Raw genomic sequence first — 24,425 nt, 5'->3', positions numbered from 1 at the left:
GCTCCTGTCCGTGGGCCGTGATCGCTCTTACCCTGCTCGGTCCACAGAGGACGCGTAGGTTCCCAACACGGTGACGCGAAGGTGTTTGGCCAGTGCGGGCAGGCCCCGAGTCGCTGCGCGTGCGAGATCGGCTGGGGCCCGGTTGGTGGTGAGAGCACGACACCCGGCTACGGAAGGCGGCGCACCTGTTCAGGTGGTCCTTGCCCGGTGTCTCATCGGGCTTGCAGGTGCAGGGGTGTTCCGTCGGTCGTGTTGTGGATGTGTTGGGCGATGGGGCCGCGGATGCGCATGCAGGTGGCGGCGGGTTTGGTGGTGAGGTTGGCGAACTCGTAGGTGCCGTGCAGGACGAACGGGCGCCACGGGATCAGGCGCTGGTCATAGTCGAGGGGGCCGTGGTGGTGTTGCCAGGCGGTGGCGAAGGCGCGGCAGCCGTGGAGGTCGGGCTCGTCGAGGAGCCAGGCGGCCCAGTCGTGCAGCGAGTCACCGAGGGTGGTGCGGGTGCCGGTTTCGGGGTCGAACCGCACCACCCGCCGATGGTGCTGGTCGAGGCCGAATTGGACACCGAAGAGGTCTTGTCCGAAGCACCACAAATCGTCGGCGAGCCCGGCGTAGGTGTTTTTCCAACTGTCGTCCCGGTTCCAGGCTTGCAGTTCCGGTCCGAGCCCGGGGTCGCCGGCGCGGAAGATCTGGATTCCGGCGTTGAACACGAAGAACCCGTTCCGGGCGGTGAGCAGGGTGGCGAGTTCGCCCAGGGGACCGGAGGTCGTGCCGAATTCCACGATCCGGGGTTGTCCGGTGGGGCCTCGCGAGCGCGCGAGCAACTGGTCCAGGGCGCTGGTCATGCGGTGTAGCCGGGGACGGTGGTGATGTCGACGGCGGCCAGGACCGCGGTGTGCAGCGTGTCGGTCAGGCAGGGCCGGAACCGGGGTTGGAGCACGAGTTCGGCCGGGACGAGATCCCAGCCCGCGTACCGGACCCGGGTCGGCAGCGCCGCGATCAGCAGGTCGGTGGCCTCGGGCGCCTGTCCCCCACTGATCAGGTGGCCGGCTGCCCAGACCGCGATCGGCCACCGCTCGGGGTAGTGACCGGTGGCCAGGAGTTGGTGGGCGAGGTCGGTGTGGCCGCGGCTGTGCGCGGCCTGCCACAGCTGCCGCCGCTCCTCGCCGGTGAGGCCGGCAAGGTCGCGCTGGGCGAGCTCGGCGTCGCCGCGGCGCAGCGGCCGCGCCGGTTTCTCGATCAGTGCCCCCCGGACCAGTTGGTGGGGTTCGCGCCCGGGCAGGTTCTCACTCAGCCAGGTCAGGCGTTTGCCCAGCACGCTGTCTCCGGGCACGAGGGCGCGGGTCGCGGCCAGCACCGCGGCAGGGTCTTGACCGGTGCCGGTGGTGCCGAGGAGCAGGGCCTCGTCGAAGGGCACGTCCTGGTCGAACAACCCGCCCGGGTCGCCCGCGAGGTCGCGGAGGGTGGCCTGGGCCAGTGCGCGGGCGTCGGTGAACCGGTCGTGCCACCACAGCAACTCGATCGCGGCGGCCGCCGCCGGCCACACCTCCCGCGCCGGGCGGTCTCGCCGTTCGGCCGCCGCGAGCAGCTGTTCCAGATCCGTGTCCGCCACCCAAAGCCCCTCGATCGTGTGTCTTGCCTTTGCCGGTGTTTTAGCCGACGGAGATGTGCACCGGGGTGCCGTTCTCCAAGCCTTTCATCTGGTGCATCATCGACGACCCGGATCCCCGGTTGTCGCCGCGGTCGATGTACTTCACGCTCGCGCCTTCCCCACCCTCGCGGAACACCGCGGGCGGGTACTCGTCCCGATCAAGGTAATCACCGCCACGGGTGGGGATGCCGTTCAGGGACTCGCGGCGGTTGATGTCCGCGCCGGGCCGGTCGATGGTCACCTCCGCCGGTTTCGCCTGGCCGGGGGCGGAGGTGTCGCCGCGCCAGATCTCCCCGTTCTGGGCCTCCAGGATGTGGTCGGCCGATTCGGGGTACTTGTCCTCGTTGATCACCACATAATGCTTCTGGCCCGGATCCGGCACGTACTGGTCCCATTCGTGCGGTTCCGCGCCCAACTGCTCGGCGATCGTGTCGGCCCGGTCGTGAAGGGTGGCCGCTTCGCGGTCGAAGTAGCCCTCGACCGCGTGCCCGGCATCCCGCGTCGCCGACGTGGTCGCCGAGGCGGCGGTCTCGGTCGCCTGCTCGACATCCCGGCCGGTCTCGTCCAGCCCGAGCGCGTCGAGGCCGGCTCCGACCACGTTCCCGGTGCCGTCGACGGCCTGCCCGGCCAGCCAGCCCGCGCCCTCGACCAGTTTCCCGACTCCGGTCCCGACCGCGTCGACCATGTCGCCGAGCTCGTCCAGGGCGTTGTGCACCACGTTCCCGGGGATATCGCCGATCGTCTCCAGCGCATCGCCCATATCGTCGAGGAGCGTGCGTTCCTGCGGTGCGTGTTCCTGCGCCTTGTCGACGATCGCGACGGCCTGGTCCCCCGCCGCAGTGAGCTGGTCCCGCGCCCGGGCCAGCACCTCCCGGGCCTGGCCACGCAGCGCCTCCCCGGGATCGGTGAATGGCGCCTCCGGCGGCGGTGCGGAACCCTCCGCGGCCGCCTGCTGCGCCGCCGCGGCGATCGCCTGGTCGTGCTGGGCCTTGGCTTGGGCGCTGGCCTGTTCGCCCTGCTGCCACAACGCGACCGCGCGGGCGGCTTCGCCCTGCGCCCACTCCAGCGTCCCCGCATACGTCTCGATCGCGGCGGCCGCGGAGTGGAAGGCCTCCCCCGCGGTGATCCACCGGCCCGCCTCCGGATGCGCGATCTCGTGATAGGCGTCCGCGGCCGGGCCGGTCCAGCCGCCCGTGTCCAGCTTCTGGAACCCGCCCCCGATCTCGATCATGGTGTCGCCGTAGGTCACCAAGTGCGCCTTCGACAGCCGGATCTCGTGCGCCTCCCCCGGGATCAGCTGTTTCGGATCCGCGGTCTCCCCCAGCTCAGCCACCCGCACCACCCGGCGCGGCCGGGTCGTTGATTCCGTCCAGGATTCCGGTGAGATTGTGGCGGTGCTGCTTGTCCGCCTCGATATACGCGCCCGCGGCATCAACCAGCCGGCGTGACAGTTCTTGACCGTCTTCGGTCAAGTTCGACACGCCGACGTTCCATCGGGAGGTGAACGACTCGTAGGCGTCCGCCAAACCCTTGTGTCCCACGAACTTCCGGTCGCAGTCGATATCCTCGACCTTCAACTCGTCCAGCATGCCCAGCAACTCGGCCATGCCCACCCCGGCGGCCTTCAACGCGTCCACGTCGACGTGAAACCCGGTCCCGTCTCCCAAAGCACCCTCCCCGTGCCGCAACGGACACCGCCACTGTACGAAACCGTCCGCACGCTCTGCGCCACCGGGGCAATCGCTTCACCCAAACAGACCACGCCATCCTCGACCGACCGCGCCTCCACACACTCAGGGTATGGCCATGCCGCCTGATCACATCGGGTACTGCCGAGGGCCCGAGCGCCACACGCCTCCAAATGAGTTACCTGGTAGTCGTCTGGGCTTTCGATAACGTCGTGAAACTGGTCGCCAGCGGAAGATCCTGGATCCGCCCGTTCCCCGGAACCCCACCCCAGGATGCGGTGCTGCCCTCAGTGGCGTTAGATCGATCACCGGTGCGACCTGGTTAGGAGGATCGTGAGCATTCAGCAAGATCTTCGACAGCTGAAGACCAAGCAGAAAGCACAGGCCGACAGCGCGAAGAAAGCCGCCGATCTGCGAGCCAAAGAGGCCCGCAAGCGCGCCGACGCCGCGAAGGCGGAACAGTCGGCAGCCCGGTCCAGCAGCCTCTCCCAATCGCGAATGAAGAAAGGCCAGGCCGCACGCGCATTGGAGGCCGCGAACAAGTATGGCAAAGATGCGTCAGCGCTGGAGACTAAGGCCGCCAGCTATGGAGCCGAGGTAGCCAAGCTACACGCCAAGATCGCTAAGGCGGAAGCCGCAGAAAGCCAACGGGCTGCGCGTCAGCAGGCCATCGCCGCGCGCGCGGCCGAGCAAGAACATCGTCGGATCGCACAACAACTCGCATCGACGCAGCAGAGAGTCGCTCTGACAGAAAGCAAGGCGGAGAAGGCGCTACGTGCACTCAGCGCCCCGAAGGCCGAGAAGCTCCGCATTCTCATGCTGGGCGCCTCTGCGCAGGGGGACCTGCGAATTACCCGCGAGCACACCAGAATCCGCCGAGCCGTCGAAGCTGCCCTGCACCGTGATCAGGTGGATATCGAGGTCCGATTGTCGGCTACCACCCAGGACCTCCAGGAGGGCATCGCGAAGTTCCGACCTCATGTCGTGCATTTCTCCGGCCACGGGGACGAGCAGCTCATCTCCTTCGAAAACGACGTGGATGACTTCCACGAGGGTGTCGTAGTGACCGCCAGCGCCTTCGCTTCGGCGTGCGAGGCCACCGATCAACCGCCGACCCTGATCGTGTTCAACGCTTGTAGCTCGGCCGGTACCGCAGACTCCCTCGTTGAGCGCTTCGCCCCTCTGGCGATCGGCATGACCGACAACATCGACGACGGCGATGCCCTCAGCTACGCCGCGTCGCTCTACTCCTCAATCGCCAACGGTCAATCGGTCGGGTCCGCCCACATGGCAGGCAAAGCCGCGATCGAACTTGCAGGAGGAGATTACGAATTGCCGTACCTCGCCGCAGCTCCGGGCATCGACGCAACCGCCGTTATGCTGGTGAAGCGGCCACCGGAAACAAGGAACTGACGAAGCCGTCGATGACACCGCCTCTCCGCGCCTTTCGACAAGTACCAACTGGCTGATCGGGTGCCCCTGCCCGCGCGACGGCCGTATGAGCTACGTTGCCGCGGACGTGAGGAGAGGACGGTGGACATGCGGCATGTGGAGTTGACGTCGATCGACGGCCTGCGGTTGGAGGCGGCGGTGCACCTGGCTGGTGGGCGGGATGCGCGCGGCACGGTCATCCAGGCTCACGGGATCAACGCGAACATGACCGAGGGCGGGATGTTCGTCCGCCTCGCCGAGAAGCTCGCGGACGCTGGGTTCACCGTGCTGCGGTTCTCGTTCCGAGGGCACGGCGCGAGCGGCGGAACCCAGCGCGGCGCGACGATCGCCGGGGAGATGCTCGATCTGCAGGCCGCGGTGGAGTACGTGGCCGACCAGTTCCCAGGACGGTTGTCCATTGTGGCCGCGAGTTTCGGGGCGGTGTCGACGTCGCTGTCCCTGCCGTGGCTGGAGGGACGCCTGGATCGGCTGGTGTTGTGGAATCCCGTGCTGGACCTGCAGCGGACGTTTGTCCATCCTGAATTGCCGTGGGGCAAGGAAAACTACGGTCCCGAGCAGCAGGAGTTGTTGTCCACGCAGGGTTACTTGGTGGTCGATGACGAGTTCGAACTTGGGCGGGTGCTGTTCGAAGAGTTTGGACACTACCGGCCGCTGGACACCTTGACGGCGAGCACCGTCCCCACGCTCGTCGTGCACGGTGACCGGGACACCGCGGTCTCCTACGAGATCGCCCGGCAGGCCGCCGCAGTCAAACCCAACGCCGACTTCCACACCATCCAGGGTTCGGATCACGGGTTCGACACGCGGGAGCGTGAGGATGAGGCGATCGCCACCACCGTCGCGTGGCTGACGGGCAGCGATCGGGAGCGGGGGCGGGGGCGGGCGTGAACATCACCTCGCTGTACGCGCCGGTCCACATCGACGACAGCAGCGTCGTGGGCGAGCAGTGCGTCTTCGGCTATCCGAAGGAGGCGCGCCTGCGGGAAGAACAACGCAAGCCGGGGTCGGTGCTGATCGGCGAGCCGGTGTCGATCGGGCCGGAGTGCCTGGTGGCCAACCAGGTCGTGGTCTACGAAGGGGTCCGGATCGGCGCGGGCTGCGTGATCGAGGACCGGGTGCGCATCGGCTACGACAGCACGATCGGCGAGCGGACCCGGGTGGTGTACGGGGCGTACGTGTGTGATCGCGTCACGGTTGGCGCGGACGCGTGCGTGGCCGGGTTTGTGTGCGACGGCACCATGATCGGGGAGCGTTCCACTGTGATGGGCGAGCTGGTGCACGAGTACACCCGGCCGCACGAGGGCTGGTGGGGTGTCGACGAACAGCCGCCGGTGATCGAGGCGGACTCCGTGGTCGGCTACGGGGCTCGCGTGGTGGGCGGGGTCCGGATCGGGCCCCGCAGTTACGTGGCCGCCGGCGCGGTGGTGACCAAGGACGTGCCACCGGAACATGTCGTGACCGGCGTGAACGTCCACACCCCGGCAGCGGAATGGCCCGGCCGCCGTCTGCGTGGCCTGCTCCAGCACTGGCAGTCGATGCCCGGCTCGCGGACACCGTGACCACCGCCGCGCTCGGCACGGACGCGGCGGAGCGAACCTGTCCGTCAGGGATCGATGAAGGCGGAGTCTTCGGTGTCGCTGCCGGCCTCGTCCTTGGGACGTTGGCCGACCAGGGGCGGGTCGAAGGCGAACGCGGTGAGCTGCCGGGGGAACCGGGCGCGCAGGTCGGGGCGTGGGTGGTCGAGGTAGAGCGCGGGGAGGAACTCGTCGACCGGTACGAGGGCCTGCTCGAGCTGGGTGGCCAGGAGGATGTCGAGCGCGGGCCGGGTGAGCAGGTAGCCGAAGGTGCAGTGGCTGTAGCCGGGTGAGACGAATCCTGGCAGCGCGGACTGGTCCGGCTCCAGGGGGTAGCGGCCTAGGTAGAGCAGGTCGAACCGGGTCTGGGAGGTGAGGCGCTCCAGCCCGCGCAGCAATTCGTCCAGGAAGGTGGGGCTCAGGACCGCGTCGTCTTCGAGCATCAGCACGAACGGCTCGGTCCCGGTGTTGGCGGCGTGCTGCCAGCAGGCCAGGTGCGCGAGCGTGCAGCCGATTTCCCCGTACTTCAGCGGGCGGTTCCACCACGGGTTGTCGGTGTCGATCTGCCAGGGAAACAGCTTGTACCCGGCGGTTTCGAGCATCGCGCGGGACAGGGTGTGGCCGTCGAAGGGACCGGTCCAGTCGGAGGTGACGGTGACCGCGAGGTCCGAGGGAAGGGACCGTTCGATCCAGGCGCGGCGGTCCGGCCGTCGGGGCAGGTTGACCACGTAACCGCGGATGTCGGGGGCGGTGATCACCGGGCGCGGTGACCTCATGCGGGTCGAAGGCCGAGGTAGCGGTCGGTGTTGTCGATGGCCACGCGGAACGGGTTGTTGTTGCGCCGGGCGAGCAGCAACAGCGGGTTGACCATCGTCAAATCGGCGACGTCGGTGATCCCGCCAAGGCGCCGGGCTTCGGTCACCAGGACGAAGTCGTCCTCACCGACCTGCTCGGTGATGTAGCCGACGCTGCGTGCCCCGCGTTCGGCTTCGAGCAGGCACCGGGCCGCGCCGAGCACGCCGAGGGTCAAACAGCCGCCGAGCAGGAACACGGTGGTGCCCTGGGCCAGGGTGAGGCGGGTGAACACCGCCAGGTCCTCGAGCAACTCCTGCCGTTCGGTCCACCGCGGGCCCAGCGTCAACCCGTTCAGCTCGGGTACGACGAGGGGGTCGTCTTCCCCGAGCGGATGGGGTTCGAAGTAGAACGGCAACTGCGGCAGGAACTCGCGGTAGGTCGCGTTCCAGGGCGGCCCGCCGACCACGACGAGAACATCGGCATGCGTGTCGTAATACTCCGAGGGAGCGAAGTCCCGGATGGTCACCATAGGCGCCAGCTGCGCGAACCTGGTCCGCAGGTACATCAGCGTGTCGAGGTCGGCGAACTTGGCGTAACGCAGGTAATTGCGATCGGTCGGCGAGGCGTACTCGGGACGTTCGTTCTCCGGGATCTCCGAGCACACGATGTCCACGCGCGCTTCACCGGAGAGCCGCCAGAACACCCGAAGATCCTCCCACCACGGCGCGGACGGCCCCACCGCGCGAGCCTGGTTTCCACCTGACGGCGCCGCGGTGCTGCGGTCCTGGGACCCCGTGGAGGGGCCGGCGCTCAGGAGCACATACGCCAGCGTGTCCAGCGCGCGGTCGGCGTGCCGGCGCACGGTCTTCGCCGCGCATTTCCGCAAGCGTGCCAACGATTCTTGTCGCTCGGTCAGCGTGGGGTAGCGGTGCTCGGGGACGAGGTTGAAGTCGAACTCGACGTGGAGACGCTCGTCATCGGCAAGGTCGTCGATCGCGCGGCGCAACACCGACACGAGCTTTCTGATCTCGTCAACCGAACCGGGCTCGCTCACGCCGCCGCGCGCGAGATGCGCCCGCACATGATCGGGAAACGCGGCGAGCAGCGCGGTCGGGCGGGCCAGCCCATGGCCTTGACGCAGGCGTTTGAGACCGTCCTTGACCTCCTCAACGGAGAGCGCAGCGCTGGACACCACCTGTCCAGGATATGTCCAGCACTGCGACCGGTGACCAGCAACACGGGTAGCGGGTGGCCTGGTCGCTCACTCACCGGAGCGCGAGGCTCAACGGTGCGGAGGTCACGCCCCTTGCGGAGCCGACCGGACGCGGGCGGAGCGCTCTCGCGACCCTCGGAGGACCGAGGGCCACCCGGCGCGTGAGAACCGCACGAGTTCGACGGCGCGGCGGAACCGCCAACCGAACAACAGCCGGGTCCTCGCACTCGGATGCCCAGCCCAATCTCGTCGGGAGCCCACCATGAACACCGAACACGGCGCGTTCATCAGCGTCGACGGTCCTCGCGGTGTCGGTACCTCCACGACCGTCCAAGCGCTCGCCGAACGTCTCCGCGCGGCAGGACTCCCCGTATTCGTCAACTCCGAACCCACCGACAGCGACATCGGCGCGCTGGCCTGCTCGCGAGCCAGTACCGACACCTCCCGACACGCCCGCGCGTGCCTGTTCGCCGCGGACCGGTATCAACGCCTGAAAACCGACATCCGGCCCCGGCTGGCTGCCGGCGACATCGTGATCAGCGACCGCTACGTCCCCACTGGACTGGTGCGGCACCGTCTCGATGGAGTGGATCTGGGCTTCCTGCAGGCTCTTCATGCTGCGGCGGATCCGCCCGACCTCGCGGTCATCCTCACCGCCGATCCGAGTGTGATCGCTCAACGCCGAAAGCAACGGGGCTCGTGCACCGGTTGCCAGCCGGATGTCGACCTCAGCACCCGGGAAACTGGCTTCTATCGCGATGCCGCTCGCGCGCTCGCCGCCGCGGGCGTCGTGGTGCTGCCGCTGGAGACCAGTCTCTACTCGCCGCACACTCTCGCCTCCATGATCCACACCCGGATCGATGTCCTGCTTGCACACCAACGCCGCCGGAATCCGGCGCCCCAGGAGCCGGCGTCATGACGACGACCATCCAGCATCGCGCCGCGTCACGGGGCGGGACACGCCGCACCAGCGCAGACCTCCCACGCCGTCGACGTGGCGGCTCGAAGATCACCACGTCGGACGTCGACCGTTCGGCGGTGGTGTGAGCGATGGGCGGGATACGCGAGAGCGTCGCCGTTATCGTCGCGGCCGACAGCCCAGCCGGGAAGGCCGCTCGGGCGATCGATGATGTCGCCGCGCACCTGCCGCCGCCGGAACAGCCGTACACCTGCCCGCTCTGCTCCAGCCAGCCGTGGCCCTGCACCGAATTCCACGATGCGGCGCATCGTGTCCAGGCTGCTGGGGTTCGCCTCGGAGCGCTCGTGCCGCTGGACCTGCACCACCGCCTCTGGCCCCGCACCGCCGTTCCACAGCACCCCGGGTCTCCTGTTCAGCAATCACGCCCCTGGTTCGACAAGGAGCAGCCCGATGGCTGAGGTTCCCAGCGCCACCCAGCGCGAGGCCGTCATCAACCTCCTGGACTACCTCGATGTCCTGCTCGAACGGGCCGACGAGCCCTCGAAGGCGGCCCTGGCCGAGTCCGAAATCGCCCGCCTGACCATGGGCTTGGCGCCAGCTGCTCGACCAGCACACTCCCGATCCCCGCGGCCAGTGCTGCCAATGCTCCCCGCGGTGGCGGCGGTCCACGTGCACCGTCTGGACGGTGGCCCACCAGTACTTGATCGGCGATGACCTACCGAGCGAGAAGGCCACCGGCCACCGGCGCGGACGGCACGCCGAAGGCGTGTTCTTTCCCGCGGGGAACCTCAACGGCGGGTGAAGCCCGACACCTCATCACCGCACACAACGTCCGATCGCTTCTCGAACCAAGCCAAAGAACAGGAGGGCTGCATGGACATCGCAAACCAACAATCAATCCCCGAGGAACGGTTGACCATCACCCGCCGATTCCATTTCAGCGCCAGCCACGAATTGCGGAAACTGCCGCCGACGCACAAGTGCAGCCGCAATCACGGCCACAACTATTCCGTCACCGCGTCGGCGCTGGTGCACGACAGCGCCGCTTCCGAGACCCTGTCCTGTCTCGGGGACTACCTGGACAAGACCTTTGATCATCGTTTGCTCAACGAGCAGGTCGACTTCCCTCCGACCAGCGAACTCCTCGCCCGCCACCTCGCCGACTGGTTCGACGACACCATCGCCTCGGCCATGCCGATGACGCTGGCCGCGATGGTGGTCTCCGAAACCGACACCACCTCAGCCCGCTGTGACGGCCCGACCCGCGAGGTCACCATCGCGAAACGCTTCCCGAGCAGCCACGGCGACGTCACGCTCGTCCTCGGCGCGGACGGACTCGACGAGTTCGGGTTCGTCACCGACTTCGGGGCCCTTCAACCGTTCGCGCAGCACCTGCGTGCGCACGCCAGCGACGCGGGGCATCGCGACCTCGGCCCCGTGGTGTCCCATCTGGCCGGGTGGTTCCTCGACAACGTCGAGCCGAAAATCCACGGCCGGTTGGCGTCCGTCCGTGTCGAGTCGAGAACCGCCACCGGACTGTGGGAACGGGGTGCAGCAGCGTGAACGCCCCGGCCGCGCTTCCCGAACTCGTCGAAGGTTCCGCGATTCTGACCGAGAAGTTCGAGTCGTTCCAGGGCGAAGGACCCTGGACCGGGCAGCGCTGCGCGTTCGTCCGGTTCTCCCGCTGCAACTTCCGCTGCGGCTTCTGCGACACCCCGGAAAGCTGGGACTGGAGCAGGTACCACCCGACCGAGGTCAGCGAGCGCGTGCCCGTCACCGACCTGGTGTCGTGGGTTGGTGAGCGCGCCGTGGACCTGGTGGTGCTCACCGGCGGGGAGCCGATGCTGCAGCAACCGGCCATGGCCGCCCTCGCCCGCGGCGTGAAACCCGCCGCGCGGGTGCAGGTCGAGACGAACGGATCGATGCCACCCACGCCGGAGCTGGTCTCCCTGGTCGATCTGTGGGTGGTGAGCCCGAAACTCGCGAACTCCGGCATGCCCTATGCCACTCGGATCAAACCCAGGGCACTCACCGCCCTGGCCGAGACCGGCCGCGTGGCATTCAAGTTCGTCGTCACCGACCCGGACCGCGACCTCGACGAGATCGCCCAGCTCGTCGAGGAGTACCAGCTGGATCCGGTATGGGTGATGCCGGAAGGCACCACCCGCGAGAAAGTCCTGGCCGGCATGGACGCGCTCTACGCCCCGGCAACCGCACGCGGGTGGAACATCTCCACCCGCCTGCACATCCTGACCGGCGCCCGATGACTCCGAGAGCCGGAACCAAGCACGAACGCGCACAAATCTTCCGCGCGGCCATTGCACTCAACGCCAGCAGATCCCGGCTTTCACCACGGCCCGATCGCTGACCTACCCCAGTCACCTGTTCCTCAGATCCGTGGAAGCGAGGCGAAGTCCATGACCAACACCCTCTACAGCCCGACGCCCGCCGAGAGCCCGGCCATGGTGCCCGCCGAGCCTGACGCTGCCGCGGCGGGACCGGTCGACACCGAGCGCGTCACCGATCTGGTCGGCCAACTGCTGACCGCGCTCGGCGAGAACCCCGGACGGGAGGGCTTGGTCGACACGCCGGCGCGGGTCGCCGCGTGGTGGAAAGCCTTTCTCACTCCCGATTCGTCGCCCGCGCCCACCTGTTTCCTCGAGAGCCAGCTGAGCAGCCAGCTGGTCGTGATCGGCGGCATGAGCGTTTGGTCGCTGTGCGAGCATCACCTGCTGCCGATGCACCTCGAGGTCACCGTCGGCTACATCCCGGACGGCGAGGTGATGGGCCTGTCGAAATTCGGCCGGATCGCCCAAGCACACGCGAGCCGCCTTCAGGTGCAGGAACGCTTCACCCGGCAAGTCGCGGACGAGATCGCCGCGATGACCGGCAGCACGGACGTGGCCGTCGCCGTCCGCGGCACGCACCTGTGCATGAGCATGCGCGGAGTGCGGATGGAAGACGCCCGCACCACCACGCTGCAGACCGACGGCCGATTCCACAGCGATCCGGTGCTCTCCCAACAGTTCCTCACCCTCGCCACCAGCCGGAGGAACGCCTGATGGCCACGAGCATCGACGTCTCCGTGATCGCCCCGCCCGACTACCTGGACGCCTTCGTCGCCCAAGCCCCCGCCCGCGTGCACCACGTGGCCGCCCAACGGGTGCTGACCGACCCGACCTATCGCGCGTTCTTCCGTCGCGAGGCCCAGCGCGGCGCGGACATCATCGTCGACAACGGGATCTTCGACCTCGGCCACGCGCTGCCGCCGAACGACCTGATCGCCGCGGCGCGCGCGGTCGCCGCACGCGAGATCATCCTCCCCGACGTCCTGCGCGACGGGCCCGCGACCATCACCGCCAGCGACGCCGCCGCCCGCGAGATCCGCGACCGGTGCGACGACCTCCGCCTGTGCGCCGTGCTGCACGCCGCCGACGATCACGAGTGGCTGCGCTGCTACGACCAGCTCGTCTCCCGCGAGTACGTCGACGCGATCGCGCTGCCCGCCTCCCGGCGCCCCGACCCCGAGAACCAGCTGTGCCGCACCCGCTGGACGGCCACCCGATACCTGGACGACCACGGCATGATCGAGGACCGGATCGTCTACCGGCTGCTCGGCCTCGGCCGCACCGGTCACCTGGAACTCGTCGAACAGCGCGAGCACGAATGGACCGCCTCCGTCGACGGGGCCGCCCCGGTCATCCTCGGCGCGATGGGCATCGCACTGCTGCCCGAGGGCCCCTACGACAAGCCCCCAACACCCCGGATCGAGAACCTGGGCCCCATCCCCGAGCACCGGTTCGACCTGATCCGACGCAACATCGCCGTCCTCCGCGAAGCCGCGGGCAGCGCCGTGCGGATCCCGGAGGCGGCCCGATGAACCTGCTCACCGACACGCTCCCGGCCACCGGTCCGGGCAGGGTGCTGCGCGCGGCGCCGATCGCGGTGGACCGGCACACGATGGCCCCGGCGAGCCTGCTGCGCTACCTGCAGATCAAGGTGCACCACCTCATCCAGGACCACGACTGGGACCGCATCCACGTTCTCGGTGGCTACGACCGCCAAGCCGTGATCTCCGCGCACGAGAAGAACGGCAAGCTGTTCAACATCGAACGCCCCACCGCGCGGATCCACGGCCGCGTCCTCGTCGTCAAGGCGTTCCCCGGCATCGACTACGTCCACCACTACGCGCTGATCATCGCGACCTACCTGGCCATGACCGGTAAGGCGGCCGACATCGTCACCTACGAGCTGCCCGACCCCGCGGTCTCCCGCGAGGCGGTGGGGCGACTGGACCTCGACCTCGACGGCGACCTCGTGATCGTCGGCTGGGGATTGACCCACCTCACGCCGCGCCCCGGAAGGTGGACTTATGGCCCGGGATACGCCTGGCAACGTGCCCAGGTGCACGGCCGCCGGGTGGTCTACCTCGGGTTCCTGCACAGCATCTGGGGGGACGTCGCCGGCCGCGTCGTCACGCGCCTGGCCGAGCTCGGCGCCCGCGCCGTCGTCTACGTCGGCAAGGTCGGCGCGCTGCACCCCGACATCGAGCCCAACACCCTGCTCGCCACCGGAAACACGAGCCTCGTCGGCGGGAAGCCGGTCACCTGGCCCGATTTCTTCGGTGACGTCGCGACCGCCCAACCGGGCGTGCACACCGGCATCCACGTCACCTCACCCTCGATCCTGCTCGAAGATCGGGACTGGCTGACCGAGCACGCCGACCACGCCTTCGTCGATCCGGAGATCGGACCCATGGGCGCCGCCGCCCGCGACGCGGGCACCGCGTTCGGCTACCTACACGTCATTTCCAACAACCTCGCCCGCCGCTACCCCGCGGACCTGTCCAACGAACGTCATCGCGACGTCATCCGGCGGCGCACCGTTCTCGTGAGCCGGATCCGCGACATCATCGCCCGCCGCCTGGCCGCCCGTCCGGTCTGAACCCCACGGAGGAACCACCACCATGACGAACCCCCATCCGGCTACCCCCGCGAGGGGACGGGAGATCACCGTCGTGGGCATCGACGGCGCGGGCAAGTCCACCCTCGCCGCGCGCCTGCACCAAGCCCTCAACGACGCCGGCCACGACGCGATCCTGGTCGGCAAGCACAGCACCGAAATGCCCATGGACACCGAACTGTCCGCCTACGTCGACCGCCTCAACGCCCTGGTCTACCGCCGCGACGCCCGCGTCGCCCAGGCGTGCGGCGACCACTACTGGCTGCTCGCGCTCGCGGCCTGGTACACCCTGCAGGACAAGCTCGTGATCCAGCCCGCGCTCGCCGCCGGCACCCACGTGATCCTGGACAACGCCCACCACAAGATCCTCGCCCGCTACGCCGTCAACCCCAAGGTCTCCACCGAGCTGGCCGAGCAGGTCTTCGCCCACCTCACCGAACCCGACCTGACGTTCTTCCTGCGCATCAGCGCCCGCGACGCGCTCGCCCGCAAGGGCGAGTTCAGCTCGCTGGAGACCGGGCACACCGGCGCCGGGGACGAGGACTTCATCCACTACCAGGACATCGTGCTGGAGAAGCTGCGCGAACACGAGCAACGCGGCGGGTGGCTGTCGCTAGACGTCACCGACATGGACCGCGACACCGTCTTCACAACCGCCGCCGACGCGCTTACCGACCGCCTCCAGCTCACCCTCTGACCCCCCGCATCCACACCCCAAGGACCGCACCATGCCAGCGACCCCACCGACCGACGGCGAGTACGTGTGCCACGGCGTCACCTGGGCCACCGGAGACCCCCGGCTGCTGCTCGCCCCACTCCCCAGCGGGCCACTGATCTACGCCGAGATCATGCAGCGGCGACTCGGCTTCACGATCAGCGGCGGCCGGCGGTGCACCGGCCGGTACCAGTTCGCCGACACCGTGCGCGTCGAAGCACTCGCCTGCCCCGACCGCGCCCCCACCGGACACGGCGGCGATCAGTGCCCTCGGTGCTTCAGCCAGGACGAGTTCCGCTTCGCCCACCAGGCCCACCGCGACGGCCCCATCCCCGAGGCACTGCGCCGGTACCTGGACCAACCGCACTGGCTCTACCTGGCCACCTTCGCCGACGGCGCCACCAAGGTCGGCACCGCCGCCGAGCCACGCAAGCAATCCCGCCTCGACGAACAAGGCGCGCTGTTCGCCACCTACCTGACCGAAAGCCCCGACGGCCGCGCCGTGCGCCACCTCGAAGACGCCCTCACCCGCGACCTGCAACTGCCGCAGACCGTCCGGGCCGCGACCAAACTCAAGGCCCTGGCCACCCTCACCGACCTGTCCACCGCCAGCGCGGCCCACGACCACCACGTCGCCCGCGCCGCCGACACGCTCGCCGCCCTCAACACCCCGGCGACACTGGAAAAATGGGCACCGCCCGCCCACGGCGACCGCCTACGCGCCGCCAGCGGCGCGCGGATGGTGTACCCGCACGATCTGCGAGACGGCGCACACGGATTCGCCGTCATGTCCTGTGTCGGCACCCAGGTACTGGCCCTTCTGGACAGGGACGAGGAGGTGGGCTACGTGCTCGACCTCCAGGCCCTCAAGGGACGCCGCATCACCTTCGGCCCGTTCAGCTCGCCCGCCGTCGCAGTTCAGGACTCGCTCTTCTGACCGATCCAGCCGCCCCTACTCCGCGAAGCGAGGTACCCCACGATGGCACCCCCGGATGCCGTTCTCGGTTGGGACGCCGACACCACCGCGCGGGCGTACGCCGCGTTCACCCGCGACTTCCCCATGTACAGGGCCACCAGCCGAGACCTGGCCCGCCGCGCCAACCTCACCACCAGCCGCCTGGTCATCGACCTCTGCGGCGGAACCGGCGCGACCGCGGAGGCCATCCTCGAACTCGCCCCACCCCAAGCCCAGGTCCTCTCCCTGGACAACGCAGCCGCCATGCAACACGTCGGCCGCCACACCCTGACCGACCCGCGCCTGACCTGGATCACCACACCCGCCGAAAACCTGGCAGACCACGTGCCCGGCCCGGCCGACGCCGTGGTGTGCAACTCCGCGATCTGGAAGACCGACGTACCCGCGGTATTCACCGCGGTCCACCGCGTCCTTCGCCCAGGTGGCCGGTTCGTGTTCAACATCGGCGGCGGCTTCGCCGGAGTCCGCCACCGCGACGAGACGAGCACGCGCAATGGGCCGTCGCTGAACACCCTGATCCACCAGATCGCTGCCCGCGACTACGGCTACACCCCGCCACCGGCCGCCGAGGGGCCGCCCGCACTGCCGCTGGAGAAGGCCACCGAGCACCTGTCCGCGGCCGGGTTGAGCGTGCTCGACACCGAGGTCATCGCCCAGCGCAGCACGATGGCCGAGAAGAAGGCATGGCTCTCGATTCCCGTCTTCGCCCGCCCCGCCGGAGAGTTCACCCACGCCCAGCGGATGGACATCCTCACCAAGGCGTACTCTCTGTGCACCCCCGACGCGCCGACCGTGACCAGCTGGCTCGTCGTGGTCGCCCAACGACTCGAGGCGCAGCGCTGACTACCTCGCCGCCGTCCGCCGCAAGCCTCGCCGACTGGACGCCATCCTGCGACCACGTCAGCGATTTCCACGCCGACCGGCCTGTTGCTCGTCGAACGGGCGAGGCCGCCCGCCGGGATCGGCCCCGGCTGCCGGCCATGTCGACCAGCACGGAGATCCCGAGCAAACCGCCCGCGCGGAGGTCACCGAAGAAGTCGGCCGCGCCGCCAGCTCCCTGCGCCTCCTGCCGACCGAATGGCGGTCCCACCGGTGCCGTCGGCCGACCACTGGTCACGTAGGGACCTCTCTGGTGGATCTGCGAAGCCAAGCGACCGGCCCGATCCGCCTCCCTGCCTCGAAGTGCGGGCCGCCCGGTAAGTCGACCACGAGCACCTCCAGCAACTCGCGCACCGCTCCGCGGCCTACGCCACCGGGAAACTCGGCATGGACGCGTTCACGGCATAGTCCGGCATCGAGCCGGTATAGGTCCGATTCCTGCACACGTCGCAGCTAGTGACGCTGCCCGGCGACAGCCTGAACCTGACCGACAAGGTCATCTGACCGAGTACCCGAAGCCCGACATCAGTGCGCCGGTGCCGCCTGCTCCGCCGCCATGCGACGCACGTGCGCCCGGATCCGGTCGCGGTCCTCGGGGAAGGCGCTATCCCACACCTCGTCCAGGTCGAACCACCTCGGCGGCTGGCCACGTTCTCCAGCCAGCGGCACTTCGCGGTCGATGACGGCTGCGTAGGACAAGCCCAGCGTCGGCTCCCAATCGGCACGGTAAGACCGGACCGCAACAGCGGCTGGCAAAGGCAGCAGTTCACCCCGCACGCCGGTCTCCTCCGCCAGTTCACGGGCCGCAGCTGTCCGCGGCGTCTCGCCGGGCTCGACCGTGCCGCCGGGCGGAACCCATCCGCGTACGCGGTGCCGCACGAGCAGGACGTGGCAGTAGGACGGTTCGGTGACCCAGACCTCGGCCGCGAGCGGCACCATCGGCTTCTGACGGGCCCGTTCCAGCCACGTCAGGGCGTCATCGAACTCCACCATAGCAAGGCGGGCATCGGCGACCGCCGCTTCCACGGTCCTCTGATCAACCACCCGGCTCACCCTAGCCCGACCCGTGACCAACGTGACACGACCCGGACTTACGTGGCGCACATCCTCACCCGCGCAAATGAGTGATCACCGCCCTGTCACACCATCGTGGGCGTGTCCACATCAGACACCGCCTTGGGCCAAAACTCCCTGTCCGACCCCGCCGGGGCCACAAACCACCGACCAACGTGGGCCGAGATCATCTGTCGAAAACAAGCAGGGCGATGGAACACACGGTGTCCGTTCTCTTGCTGGCAGCGGCACTGGCTGGTGTGCGGTGTCCAGCTCCGAGCCGAACAGCAACAGGGAGGCGCAGACGACCCGCAGCCACCGCACCACGAGGCCGCCGTCGTCGCATGAGGTGTTGTGCGTGAACGTGACGGTGCCCCAGCCTGGCGTGGTGGTCGTGACGGCCACGGGCGAGATCGACCTGTCCACCCTGGGAACGTGGTCAGCGTGCCTGGTCGACGTGCTCGACCCGCCGCCACCCGCGGTGCTGGTCGCGGATCTGAGCGAGGTCGCGTTCTCCAACTGCGCGGGGGGTGACCACGCTGATGCGGGTCGAGGCCAAGGCCGAGCGCGCCCACGCCGACTTCCGCGTCGTGGGCGCGCATCGGCCGGTGCGCCGCCCGCTGGAAATCGTGGGCCTGACCGAGCATCTGCACCTGTTCGACTCCCGGGCGGCGGCGCTGGCCGCCTGAGTGCGTTCCGGGGCCGCCCTGAGCACAACCGGTCGGGATTCGCGGCCGCATGCGAGACCGCGGCCAGCGCCCAACTGGGCGCTTGCGAGATCGCCCAGCTGGAACTCGACGAGTGCATCGGCCTCCCCGGGGCTATCGCACGCCGCGAATATGCGTGGTGACGCCGATCGGTCAGCCACCCGATGATGGCGCGAACACCGCGACCCGCAACAACATCTCCGGTACGGTACACGGGACTGCGGTGCAGGCCGGACGCATCGACGCTGTGCACTTTCACAGCCGCCGCAGGTTGTTCCGGTTGTTCGGCACCAAGCGAAAGCGCGGTCGGCAGCAGTAGATCCAATGCTGCAACCATCTTTATGACCAGCGCAGGCCGTGAAGCGTGCAGGACGAACTTCGACTTTTCCACGCGCACCCGGACATGCTCACCGGCGGCACGATGCCGGAGTACCTGTTCCGCCGCACCAGCGGCGTGGTCGGGCTGCTCGAGCGCCCCATCGAGGAAGCTGCGCCGAGGCTATCGATACCGGCGTCGAGCTCTGATCAACGGCTGGATGTACTACTGGCTCACCGAGACGACATCCTCACCGACTGCTCTGCGGTGGTGGCTCCGGTTCATGTCGGCTCGTTCACCGAGCAAGCCGCGTTCCTCGATCACTGCTTTCCGCCACGACCTGCCGGAGGCCAAGTTGGCGGCCGTGGGCACGGTAGTATGACCGAGCATATGCACGTGCATTACCGTCGGCATGAACTTCAATTTGTCGATACCCGATTCATTAGATCGAAAAACAATTTGCCTCGAATAAAGCTTACGCCATCTGGTGATTTCTCTGAACATCATTTATCGCGCAGTGTCACATCGTGAAAGAATACGATGTTCCGCTGTTCCCCCTGTTGGCCGTCGCCATTGCCCGCCGATCGGGGTAAGCTCAAGCGTCGCGACGCTGATGCAATAGGTGCTATGCCTTGCAGGCGTATGAAGGTGACATCAAGCCAGATTTGGTGCCGGTGAGTCGATTTTAGTCGTATCGGGCTCGCCGGGGGTGCCGTGTGCCTGATCGCAGCTGTCGCGCAAAAGTCGTGACGGGCTGCGAGTGTGTGGCCTGCCGAACACGAATGCCGGTAGCACGACGAGGTCGACCATGAGATAGCCCGCCCATGTCCTTTGTGTCCAGATCAACAATCGATGCCACGCGATGCCGGCGCCGGGGGAACTTGCGGAGCGCGTCGATAGCCGCGCGCTGTAACAAGTGCTGACCGTGTGGACGTCCGGTTTCTATTCGGAAGTGTGGTTGTGGTGATGACGATTCCGCCGGCTGTGGGGCTGAAGGCTCCGGAAATCCTGGAGCGGGCGCGGTGTCTGGTGGAGCCGGTGTTGCGGGAGTCGGTGGGGCAGTTGCCCGGGTCGATGAGTCGTGCGCTGGGTTATCAGTTGGGCTGGTGTGACGAGCACGGCGCGCCGGTGCGTGCGGGGCGTGGGAAGGGGGTCCGTCCGGCGCTGGCGGTGCTGTCGGCCGAGGCGGTGGGGGGTCGGGCCGAGGACGCGGTCCGGGCGGCTGCGGCGGTGGAGTTGGTGCACAACTTCTCGTTGGTGCATGACGACATCATGGACGGGGACGCGACGCGGCGGCATCGGCCGACGGTGTGGGCGGCATTCGGGGTGCCGATCGCGGTGTTGGCCGGGGACGCGCTGCTGGCGTTGGCAATGCGGGTGCTGGCGGCCTCGTCCTCGCCGGGTGCGGCACGGGGGACCAGAGGATTCGCCGAGACGCTGATGGAGTTGCTGGCCGGACAGGGGGCCGACCTGGATTTCGAGGAGCGGGCCGAGGTCGGGTGCGCGGAGTATGTCGCGATGGCGGGCGGTAAGACCGCCGCGTTGATGGGCTATGCGTGCGCGGCCGGGGCGTTGTTCGGTGGTGCGGACGAGGCCGGTGTGGGGTGTCTGCGGCGGTTCGGGCGGCATCTCGGGCTGGCTTTCCAGATGGTCGACGACCTGCTGGGGATCTGGGGCGATCCCGCGGTGACTGGGAAACCGGCTCGGTCGGATGTTCGGTCGAAGAAGAAGACGTTCCCGGTCATCTCGGCGCTGGCTTCGGATTCGTCGGCCGGGCAGGCACTGGCGGACTGGTATCGCCGGGCCGGTCGGATCGACGAGGAGGAGGTCAGGATGGCGGTGCGGTGGATCGAGCAGGCCGGTGCCCGGGAACGCACCGAGGCCGAAGCGCAACGCCACCTCGGCCTGGCGCTGCGTGCCCTGGACACGGCCAACCCTCCGCCCCGCACCGCGGCCGAGTTGTGCGCGCTGGCTCACCTGGCCACCCGTCGAGACCGCTGACCCCGAAAAGCGTCCCATGCTTACAAATTTCCTGCGCGCACACCACATTCCGGCTCTCCCACGGCGATGCCGACGAGGTGGCCGACGACCGCCCGCGCCACTGCTAGAAGCACGCTCCGGCGCCGGGCAGCGTCCACTGTGACTGCCGACCCTGAAGCCCTCCGCCTGCCCAACGAGAAACCCACCCAGCAAAAGTAAAGGGAGAGACCACTATGACCACCACCAAACGACGCACCGGAATCATCAAATACCTCGGCAACATGATCGACGACACCAAGGACCTCGTCGACGACATTCTCGACCGTGCCCGCGACGTCGAACACGACGTGCGCGACACCGCCCGCAGGCAACTGGACTGCAAAGATGACGACGAGAAAGACGACGACACCGACAGCGACCGGGACCTCGCCGAGTTGAAAACCGCGGTGCTGGAGCTGACCCGCAAAGTCGACGAACTCGCCACGCTGCAACAGAACAACAAACCCACCACGGCGTCCAAGACGAGCTAGACCCGGCACCCAGGCAAGCCGACCCACCGGGCACCTGCTGTGTGTTCCCGGGCCCGGTCCGCATCTCCGCAGCCCGGGAACACCTAACCGACTGGCAAGGGAGCCGCGCGGCCATGGGCGAACACCGCTTCCGCATCCTCGTCGCCGCCCTGCGCGGCCTGCTCACCTCCGAGATCACCCACACCCTGCACCCCGATCCCGACCACGGCACCACCGGGCAACGCCGCGCCCGCGACGTGCGGGCCATGCTCGAAGGACTCGGCCCGTTCTACGTCAAGGTCGGGCAGATCCTGTCCACCCGCCCGGACATCGTCTCCGACGACATGATCACCGAACTGCAGAAGCTGCACGACCAGGTCGCCGAACAACCCTTCGCCACTTTGGAAGCGGTCCTGGCCGACGAGATGGGCCCACTCTGGCGCAGTCACTTCACCGACATCGACACCACCCGAGCCCTCGGCTCCGCCTCCCTCGCCCAGGTCCACGCCGCCACCCTCGCCGACGGCCAACCCGTGGTGATCAAGATCCAGCGTCCCGGCATCCGGCCCATCGTGCACGCCGACATGGCCCTGCTCCGCCGCGCGGCCAAACTGTTCGCCAAGATCGCCACCGAGTTCAACGCCGTCATCGACGTCGAATCCATGCTCGAACGTCTCTTCGACGCGATGAGTACCGAACTCGACTTCACCCTCGAAGCCCAGAACATGGAACGCGCCCGCGCCGAGGTCACCACCTTCAAACACCTCGACATCCCCGAGGTCCTGCTCGCCACCCCCCGGGTCATGATCCAGAGCAGAGCCCCCGGCTGCTCCATCCGTGACGCCAACCCCACCACCTTCACCGCCGGCGAGCGTACCGCCATCGGCCGGGACCTGCTCGCCTACATGTACCAGAGCTACTTCACCACCGGCTTCTTCCATGCCGACCCCCACCCCGGCAACATCTTCGTCCACCCCGGCGAAAAAGCACACCTCATCGACTGGGGCATGGTCGGCCGCGTCGACCGCGGCACCCGCATCGCCCTCCTGCTCATCCTGGTCAACATCGCCATGAACGACGGCAAGGGCCTCGCCCGAGCCTGGATCGCACTCGGCCGCGCCACCGCCGGCGCCGACGTCCCCACCTTCGACGACGACATGCAAGCCCTCGTCACCCGCATCGCCGACTCCACCCTCGAGGAACTCAATTTCGGCGTCACCCTCACCACCCTGCTCATCAAAGCCACCAAACGAGGAATCCGCACCAGCCCGGCAGTCTCCGTCCTCGGGAAATCCTTCGGAAATATCGAAGGCTCCATCCGCTACCTCGCCCCGGAACTCAGCCTCACCGACACGTTCCGCGACGTCCTGCGCGACATCATGCTCGACCTACTCGACGACACACTCTCCGAACAACAAGCCGCCCGCACCACCCTCGAGATCCTCACCGCCGGCTCCGCCGCCATTCAATCCGCACACACCATTCTGAACAACATCGTCAACGGGGAGATCGCGATCAACATATCCCAGAAAAGTCGCCTCGAAATCGGAACCAAACGCAGACGCACCTACCTCTTCGCAGCAATCGCCATCTACCTCTGGAACAAGAAACAACGCACCAAAGGAAACAGATGACACCAACAAGCGTGACGACGGCGGGTGGCGTGGCACTGAAGATGATTATGCCGATGCCGCCGTTCCAGGATCCCCTGATTCGTGGGAACCATACTGATCATGATTCCCGCGCGTAACAGCAGTGACCATCGGGTATCCCGAGCCAGGACGCACGCGGTGGCGACGGCGCCTTTCGGTGTCGAGCCTCGCTTTCGCCTGGACCCCACACCCACCGCGCTGGCCCCGCTCCGCGGACACGGCAGAATAGCCGAGAATCCGCACGTGCGTCACCAACACTGTGGCGTTCAGATTTTCTTACCCATCAAATCGCCGATCAGACAATTGACCCTGAATAAGGATACGTCATCTGCAATAGGCACTAGACCTTTGCAGGCGGACGCAGGAGTAATCATACCGGAGGAAGCTGATTGTGAAGAGCCTGAGGGAACTGTGGCCATGGTTCGACTGAGGGCGCCCGGATGGCATCCGTTGCGGCGGGCACGTTTCGAGGCCGAACTCACCCGGAAGCTCATCGTTGACAACGCTGGTGCCGCGTTCCTGCCCGGCTTGGCCTTCACCGCGGCAGCGTGCGCCCACTACGGTGTGACCGGCTGGCCACTGGTCTGGACCATAGCAACCAGCCTCCCCCTGACCTTCCTGTACATCTACGTCTTCGACACCTCCAACCAGGCAACCGGCGCGGACGAGGACCGGATCAACAAACCACACCGGCCCATCCCCCTGGGCCTGACCACCCCGCATGGACTGCTGCGCCGATTCTGGTCAGCCGCGCCTCTCTATCTGCTGCTCGGGTGGCTGACCGGCACGCTGGCCTGGGTCGCGCTGTGGCTGGTCGACGTGATCGGCCTGAACCTGGTCGCCACACCCCGGCACTACCTCTGGACCAAACCGATCGGCATGTTCGTCGGCACCATCGCCCAACTCGCATGCTTCTGGCAACTCGTCGGCCCGATCGACGCGACGGGCTGGACCTGGATCCTCGTGCTCGCCATCGGCTTCAACCTGCCACTGCGGTACGAGGATGTCCGCGACATCGACGGTGACCGCACACGCGGGCGCGTCACCCTGCCGATGTTGATCGGCCACTGGCCGATACGGCTGTGGTTCGCCGTCGTCATGGCCGCGATCCCCGTTGTCCTGCACGTGATGTTGTTCGCCCCCAGCCCCGCCCCGACCCCCGTCGTTCTCGCGTGCGACGCCGTCATCGCGGCGATGTCCTGGACCTGCACCGCCACAAGCCTGCTCGTGCGGACCAACACCACTGACCGGCGTAGCTATATGCTCTACACCTTCACCTACGCCGCATCCGTCACCTGCGGAGCGATACTTCTCTGACAACCAGGACAGGGGGCAGTACACGGACCCCAGTTCCCGTCGGGCATGGTGTGGAATGCGGCGGCCTCGG

At 67.8% G+C, this 24,425-nt stretch carries 27 protein-coding genes; 20 read left to right on the top strand and 7 right to left on the bottom strand.

What is annotated here, in order from left to right:
• Nucleotides 1-212: 212 nt before the first annotated feature.
• The 4 genes from FXO23_RS44870 to FXO23_RS44855 are packed head-to-tail and all read right to left on the bottom strand — an operon-like array spanning nt 213 to nt 3,315.
• A complete protein-coding gene (locus FXO23_RS44870) occupies nt 213-842 on the bottom strand; it encodes an SMI1/KNR4 family protein (RefSeq protein WP_158894065.1) in 630 nt (209 codons plus the stop codon).
• A complete protein-coding gene (locus tag FXO23_RS44865) occupies nt 839-1,609 on the bottom strand; it encodes a hypothetical protein (RefSeq protein WP_158894063.1) in 771 nt (256 codons plus the stop codon). The genes FXO23_RS44870 and FXO23_RS44865 overlap by 4 nt, the downstream gene beginning before the upstream one ends.
• A gap of 40 nt (nt 1,610-1,649) precedes the next feature.
• A complete protein-coding gene (locus FXO23_RS52405) occupies nt 1,650-2,981 on the bottom strand; it encodes a putative T7SS-secreted protein (protein WP_281356730.1) in 1,332 nt (443 codons plus the stop codon).
• The gene (locus FXO23_RS44855) at nt 2,974-3,315 is read right to left on the bottom strand and encodes a hypothetical protein (RefSeq protein ID WP_158894061.1); all 342 of its coding nucleotides are present in this window, start codon (nt 3,313-3,315) and stop codon (nt 2,974-2,976) included. Before FXO23_RS44855 ends, FXO23_RS52405 begins: the two co-directional genes overlap by 8 nt.
• Nucleotides 3,316-3,669: 354 nt before the next feature.
• Here FXO23_RS44855 and FXO23_RS44850 point away from each other — a divergent pair, with 354 nt between their 5' ends.
• The 3 genes from FXO23_RS44850 to FXO23_RS44840 all read left to right on the top strand — a co-directional run bounded on the left by FXO23_RS44850 (nt 3,670) and on the right by FXO23_RS44840 (nt 6,347).
• Nucleotides 3,670-4,749 (top strand): hypothetical protein, encoded by a 1,080-nt coding sequence (locus tag FXO23_RS44850; RefSeq protein WP_158894059.1) that lies wholly within the window; start codon nt 3,670-3,672, stop codon nt 4,747-4,749.
• A gap of 126 nt (nt 4,750-4,875) precedes the next feature.
• Nucleotides 4,876-5,676, top strand: coding sequence for an alpha/beta hydrolase (locus FXO23_RS44845; RefSeq protein WP_158894077.1), 801 nt, complete (start codon nt 4,876-4,878; stop codon nt 5,674-5,676).
• Nucleotides 5,673-6,347, top strand: coding sequence for a DapH/DapD/GlmU-related protein (locus FXO23_RS44840; protein WP_158894057.1), 675 nt, complete (start codon nt 5,673-5,675; stop codon nt 6,345-6,347). The genes FXO23_RS44845 and FXO23_RS44840 overlap by 4 nt, the downstream gene beginning before the upstream one ends.
• 44 nt (nt 6,348-6,391) lie before the next feature.
• On the opposite strand, the gene FXO23_RS44835 is transcribed toward FXO23_RS44840, so the two are convergent.
• Both FXO23_RS44835 and FXO23_RS44830 read right to left on the bottom strand, forming a co-directional pair.
• On the bottom strand, nt 6,392-7,120 hold the full coding sequence (locus tag FXO23_RS44835) for a glycosyltransferase family 25 protein (protein ID WP_158894055.1): 729 nt from the start codon (nt 7,118-7,120) through the stop codon (nt 6,392-6,394).
• A 14-nt stretch (nt 7,121-7,134) separates the two neighbouring features.
• The gene (locus tag FXO23_RS44830; protein WP_218952351.1) at nt 7,135-8,352 is read right to left on the bottom strand and encodes a hypothetical protein; all 1,218 of its coding nucleotides are present in this window, start codon (nt 8,350-8,352) and stop codon (nt 7,135-7,137) included.
• 280 nt (nt 8,353-8,632) lie between these two features.
• Here FXO23_RS44830 and FXO23_RS44825 point away from each other — a divergent pair, with 280 nt between their 5' ends.
• The 11 genes from FXO23_RS44825 to FXO23_RS44775 all read left to right on the top strand — a co-directional run bounded on the left by FXO23_RS44825 (nt 8,633) and on the right by FXO23_RS44775 (nt 16,785).
• Nucleotides 8,633-9,289, top strand: coding sequence for a dTMP kinase (locus tag FXO23_RS44825; protein ID WP_158894053.1), 657 nt, complete (start codon nt 8,633-8,635; stop codon nt 9,287-9,289).
• A 131-nt stretch (nt 9,290-9,420) separates the two neighbouring features.
• Nucleotides 9,421-9,747, top strand: coding sequence for a hypothetical protein (locus tag FXO23_RS44820; RefSeq protein ID WP_158894051.1), 327 nt, complete (start codon nt 9,421-9,423; stop codon nt 9,745-9,747).
• Nucleotides 9,740-10,003, top strand: a complete 264-nt coding sequence (locus FXO23_RS44815) for a hypothetical protein (protein ID WP_158894049.1) — start codon at nt 9,740-9,742, stop codon at nt 10,001-10,003. The genes FXO23_RS44820 and FXO23_RS44815 overlap by 8 nt, the downstream gene beginning before the upstream one ends.
• 84 nt (nt 10,004-10,087) lie before the next feature.
• Nucleotides 10,088-10,852: a 6-pyruvoyl trahydropterin synthase family protein gene (locus FXO23_RS44810; protein WP_158894047.1), complete on the top strand. Its 765-nt coding sequence runs from the start codon at nt 10,088-10,090 to the stop codon at nt 10,850-10,852.
• Entirely contained in the window at nt 10,849-11,556 is a 708-nt protein-coding gene (locus FXO23_RS44805; protein WP_218952350.1) for a 7-carboxy-7-deazaguanine synthase QueE, read from the top strand. The genes FXO23_RS44810 and FXO23_RS44805 overlap by 4 nt, the downstream gene beginning before the upstream one ends.
• Nucleotides 11,557-11,706: 150 nt before the next feature.
• On the top strand, nt 11,707-12,351 hold the full coding sequence (gene folE, locus FXO23_RS44800) for a GTP cyclohydrolase I (protein WP_158894045.1): 645 nt from the start codon (nt 11,707-11,709) through the stop codon (nt 12,349-12,351).
• Complete coding sequence (locus FXO23_RS44795) at nt 12,351-13,169, top strand: hypothetical protein (RefSeq protein ID WP_158894043.1); 819 nt, start codon at nt 12,351-12,353, stop codon at nt 13,167-13,169. Before folE ends, FXO23_RS44795 begins: the two co-directional genes overlap by 1 nt.
• On the top strand, nt 13,166-14,233 hold the full coding sequence (locus FXO23_RS44790; protein ID WP_179957057.1) for a nucleoside phosphorylase-I family protein: 1,068 nt from the start codon (nt 13,166-13,168) through the stop codon (nt 14,231-14,233). The genes FXO23_RS44795 and FXO23_RS44790 overlap by 4 nt, the downstream gene beginning before the upstream one ends.
• Before the next feature lie 22 nt (nt 14,234-14,255).
• On the top strand, nt 14,256-14,948 hold the full coding sequence (locus FXO23_RS44785; RefSeq protein WP_158894041.1) for a dTMP kinase: 693 nt from the start codon (nt 14,256-14,258) through the stop codon (nt 14,946-14,948).
• A gap of 31 nt (nt 14,949-14,979) precedes the next feature.
• Entirely contained in the window at nt 14,980-15,903 is a 924-nt protein-coding gene (locus tag FXO23_RS44780) for a DUF2797 domain-containing protein (protein WP_158894039.1), read from the top strand.
• Between the two features lie 42 nt (nt 15,904-15,945).
• A complete protein-coding gene (locus tag FXO23_RS44775; protein WP_158894037.1) occupies nt 15,946-16,785 on the top strand; it encodes a class I SAM-dependent methyltransferase in 840 nt (279 codons plus the stop codon).
• Nucleotides 16,786-17,346: 561 nt separating this feature from the next.
• Here FXO23_RS44775 and FXO23_RS44765 read toward each other — a convergent pair.
• Nucleotides 17,347-17,865 (bottom strand): NUDIX hydrolase, encoded by a 519-nt coding sequence (locus FXO23_RS44765; RefSeq protein WP_246258445.1) that lies wholly within the window; start codon nt 17,863-17,865, stop codon nt 17,347-17,349.
• Between the two features lie 539 nt (nt 17,866-18,404).
• Here FXO23_RS44765 and FXO23_RS44760 point away from each other — a divergent pair.
• The 6 genes from FXO23_RS44760 to FXO23_RS44735 all read left to right on the top strand — a co-directional run bounded on the left by FXO23_RS44760 (nt 18,405) and on the right by FXO23_RS44735 (nt 24,355).
• Entirely contained in the window at nt 18,405-18,563 is a 159-nt protein-coding gene (locus FXO23_RS44760) for an STAS domain-containing protein (protein WP_158894035.1), read from the top strand.
• A 382-nt stretch (nt 18,564-18,945) separates the two neighbouring features.
• Nucleotides 18,946-19,428 carry a hypothetical protein gene (locus FXO23_RS44755; protein WP_158894033.1) on the top strand — a complete coding sequence of 161 codons (483 nt, stop codon included), beginning with the start codon at nt 18,946-18,948 and terminating at the stop codon, nt 19,426-19,428.
• A gap of 435 nt (nt 19,429-19,863) precedes the next feature.
• The gene (locus FXO23_RS44750) at nt 19,864-20,898 is read left to right on the top strand and encodes a polyprenyl synthetase family protein (RefSeq protein WP_158894031.1); all 1,035 of its coding nucleotides are present in this window, start codon (nt 19,864-19,866) and stop codon (nt 20,896-20,898) included.
• A 212-nt stretch (nt 20,899-21,110) separates the two neighbouring features.
• Entirely contained in the window at nt 21,111-21,407 is a 297-nt protein-coding gene (locus tag FXO23_RS44745) for a hypothetical protein (protein WP_158894029.1), read from the top strand.
• A 113-nt stretch (nt 21,408-21,520) separates the two neighbouring features.
• On the top strand, nt 21,521-23,020 hold the full coding sequence (locus tag FXO23_RS44740; protein ID WP_158894027.1) for an ABC1 kinase family protein: 1,500 nt from the start codon (nt 21,521-21,523) through the stop codon (nt 23,018-23,020).
• Between the two features lie 468 nt (nt 23,021-23,488).
• On the top strand, nt 23,489-24,355 hold the full coding sequence (locus FXO23_RS44735) for a UbiA family prenyltransferase (RefSeq protein ID WP_158894025.1): 867 nt from the start codon (nt 23,489-23,491) through the stop codon (nt 24,353-24,355).
• Nucleotides 24,356-24,425: the final 70 nt, after the last annotated feature.

It is taken from the genome of Amycolatopsis anabasis, assembly GCF_009765355.1.
In the GTDB taxonomy this organism is placed as follows: Bacteria; Actinomycetota; Actinomycetes; order Mycobacteriales; family Pseudonocardiaceae; genus Amycolatopsis; species Amycolatopsis anabasis.
The sequence above is the reverse complement of the archived record's forward strand: the minus strand, read 5'-3'. Positions and strand labels throughout refer to the sequence as shown.

Bases quoted from the DNA above. Each gene is read 5' to 3' on its own strand.
- FXO23_RS44740 (WP_158894027.1), top strand. From the start codon at position 21,521: ATGGGCGAACACCGCTTCCGCATCCTCGTCGCCGCCCTGCGCGGCCTG.
- FXO23_RS44870 (WP_158894065.1), bottom strand. From the start codon at position 842: ATGACCAGCGCCCTGGACCAGTTGCTCGCGCGCTCGCGAGGCCCCACC.
- FXO23_RS44780 (WP_158894039.1), top strand. From the start codon at position 14,980: ATGCCAGCGACCCCACCGACCGACGGCGAGTACGTGTGCCACGGCGTC.
- FXO23_RS44815 (WP_158894049.1), top strand. From the start codon at position 9,740: ATGGCTGAGGTTCCCAGCGCCACCCAGCGCGAGGCCGTCATCAACCTC.
- FXO23_RS44775 (WP_158894037.1), top strand. From the start codon at position 15,946: ATGGCACCCCCGGATGCCGTTCTCGGTTGGGACGCCGACACCACCGCG.
- FXO23_RS44750 (WP_158894031.1), top strand. From the start codon at position 19,864: ATGACGATTCCGCCGGCTGTGGGGCTGAAGGCTCCGGAAATCCTGGAG.
- FXO23_RS44845 (WP_158894077.1), top strand. From the start codon at position 4,876: ATGCGGCATGTGGAGTTGACGTCGATCGACGGCCTGCGGTTGGAGGCG.
- FXO23_RS44825 (WP_158894053.1), top strand. From the start codon at position 8,633: ATGAACACCGAACACGGCGCGTTCATCAGCGTCGACGGTCCTCGCGGT.
- folE (WP_158894045.1), top strand. From the start codon at position 11,707: ATGACCAACACCCTCTACAGCCCGACGCCCGCCGAGAGCCCGGCCATG.
- FXO23_RS44820 (WP_158894051.1), top strand. From the start codon at position 9,421: ATGGGCGGGATACGCGAGAGCGTCGCCGTTATCGTCGCGGCCGACAGC.
- FXO23_RS44790 (WP_179957057.1), top strand. From the start codon at position 13,166: ATGAACCTGCTCACCGACACGCTCCCGGCCACCGGTCCGGGCAGGGTG.
- FXO23_RS44745 (WP_158894029.1), top strand. From the start codon at position 21,111: ATGACCACCACCAAACGACGCACCGGAATCATCAAATACCTCGGCAAC.
- FXO23_RS44795 (WP_158894043.1), top strand. From the start codon at position 12,351: ATGGCCACGAGCATCGACGTCTCCGTGATCGCCCCGCCCGACTACCTG.
- FXO23_RS44785 (WP_158894041.1), top strand. From the start codon at position 14,256: ATGACGAACCCCCATCCGGCTACCCCCGCGAGGGGACGGGAGATCACC.